This is a genomic window from Desulforegula conservatrix Mb1Pa (assembly GCF_000426225.1).
GTDB classification, from domain to species: domain Bacteria; phylum Desulfobacterota; class Desulfobacteria; order Desulfobacterales; family Desulforegulaceae; genus Desulforegula; species Desulforegula conservatrix.
Genome location: NZ_AUEY01000181.1, coordinates 1 through 1,289, shown reverse-complemented (window position 1 = coordinate 1,289; position 1,289 = coordinate 1). Strand labels below are relative to the sequence as shown.

Here is a 1,289-nt window from a genome sequence, read left to right as displayed (position 1 = left end):
TCAAGTATCTCTATTCCACTTGCTTTTCTTGCCATTGCCGCCTCCATGTCTTTTGCGGCTATTATTGCATACTTGATTTAGAAATGGAATTACTGGTGAAACCGGTGCGTGTCGGCGTCAGCTTGGGCGACTTGTTGTAGCCCACTGAAGCCGATGAAAAGCGACATAGCCAACTTAAAAAAAGCTGCCAATCGATTAAAAAAGCATTGCCAAGCGAAAGCAGCTGGATAAACTATGGTCTTTTGAAACTGCGGCCCGAAGGCGCAAAAGCGCTGGCAACGTTGAATTTAACGAAAACGTCGCCAGTGTGAAAGCTTTTTATGCCGGACACCTGAAAAAATAGAGTTTGCAAAGAGTTACAACGTGGGCATAACCGGCTATATTTAGAGAGTCAGCGTTAATGCATTTGTTATGCAAATATTTTTTATAATCATTCATTTTCAGGTTTTTTTTGTTTGATTGGACAGACCGTTCTCTATGCGCCCTGAAGGACTCTATTATTGATAACACTGCCACAACTATTGTAATGCCAACAAGTACAAAATTTATATTTCTACTCCAGTCTTTAATATCAGATACCCACAACAATATTGCCAAAAATGGAATGCCAGCAAATATTGAATGCTGTGCGATTCTGAATGTTTTAGTACCCAAATTATGAGCCAAAGACTGCCCGCCACCTTTTTTTGAATGCCAGCAATCGGTGCTTAAATTCTCTGATTTATTTTCCAGCGAAGCCATAAACAAAGATAGCTTTCCGATATTTCCATCATGATAACGGAATACCTTGCTGCTAAAAAAACTTAAAAAGGGAATTGCTAACAAAATATGTTTCATATTTCCGGGAGTGGTTGAAAAGGCTACACCAAATAAAGCTATTGAAATAGTTACAGGTAGTATTAAAGCCGCATCTCGAAGTAACATCCTTGTTGATAATTCTTGAGCCGCTGCTAAATACTTAGCATCTTCCGTAAGGTTCATCTTAAAAATCTCCATCACTTTCATATTTAATAAGAATGCTGCCAACCGATTGAGAAAACATTGTCAAGCGAAAGCAGCTGTTTAAACGAATTCTGGCCTTTTTGAAACTGTGACCCGGAGGCCAAAAATGTTGGCAACGCCGAATTTAAGACAACATCGCCAAAGCGAAAGCTTTTTTACCGGAACAAGAATACTTAAATTGCTCGGTGCTACAACGGTGAGCTAAGCTGCGCCGCCGCTGCCTTGCTGGTGAAATCGGTGCGTGTCGGCGTCAGCTTGGGCGACTTGTTAGAACTTTGGAGATTGAA

At 40.7% G+C, this 1,289-nt stretch carries 1 protein-coding gene; it reads right to left on the bottom strand.

The features are described 5' to 3' along the window. Positions 1–318: 318 nt before the first annotated feature. Positions 319–981 (bottom strand): hypothetical protein, encoded by a 663-nt coding sequence (locus K245_RS0121720; RefSeq protein WP_027360829.1) that lies wholly within the window; start codon positions 979–981, stop codon positions 319–321. Positions 982–1,289: the final 308 nt, after the last annotated feature.

Coding starts and splice junctions, on each gene's coding strand:
- K245_RS0121720 (WP_027360829.1), bottom strand. CDS start 981: ATGAACCTTACGGAAGATGCTAAGTATTTAGCAGCGGCTCAAGAATTA.